Here is a 746-nt window from a genome sequence, read left to right as displayed (position 1 = left end):
TGGACTGACCCCGCCCCGGTAGACGATCCTGCCCTATAGTTTGAGCATAGGAGGAGCGTATGGGCACACCACGATTTACACCTGAATTTAAGGAAGAAGCCGTCCGTCAGATAACAGAACGCGGTTATTCCGTTGCCGAAGTATCCGACCGTCTGGGCGTTTCTGCACACAGCCTCTACAAGTGGCTACGGGCTATCAAACCTGATAACAGCGAACAGCATGCCCGGGATTTACTGGAAGCCAAAAGCGAGATCCTGAAACTCCGGGCGCAGCTAAAACGCACCGAAGAAGAACGGGATATCCTGAAAAAGGCCGCGCGGTACTTTGCAAGGGAGCCCGACTGAAGTACCGCTTTATCAATGAACACCGCACTGTATGGGGTGTGATGACGATGTGTCGGGTACTGAATGTCGCCCGGGCCGGGTTCTATGCGTGGCTGCACAACCCGGTCTCGGCGCGTGATAAAGATAACCAGCGTCTGCTGATGCTTATCCGCGACTCATATTCACTGAGCGGAGGCGTATACGGTTACCGGCGGGTTCATGGCGACCTGAACGAAATCGGGGAAACCTGCGGCAAAAACCGGGTGGGTCGTATTATGCAACAAAACCGGATCAAAGCCGTACGCGGCTATAAAGCGCCGCGTCGTATCGCCGGCCGGCCTTCAGTGGTTGCCCCTAATCGCGTGCAACGGCAGTTTACTGTTGTCCGGGCCAATCAGGTCTGGGTCACAGATATTACTTATA

1 pseudogene is annotated in these 746 nt (G+C 54.8%); it reads left to right on the top strand.

From position 1 onward, the window contains the following. Nucleotides 1-59: 59 nt before the first annotated feature. Nucleotides 60-746: pseudogene (locus tag QMN93_RS26050) on the top strand (IS3 family transposase); the annotation flags it as partial.

Source organism: Enterobacter sp. R-1.6.2, assembly GCF_035064085.1.
Taxonomy (GTDB): Bacteria; Pseudomonadota; Gammaproteobacteria; order Enterobacterales; family Enterobacteriaceae; genus Enterobacter; species Enterobacter asburiae_B.
Note: the sequence above shows the minus strand (reverse complement) of the source record. Positions and strands in the feature narration are given on the sequence as shown.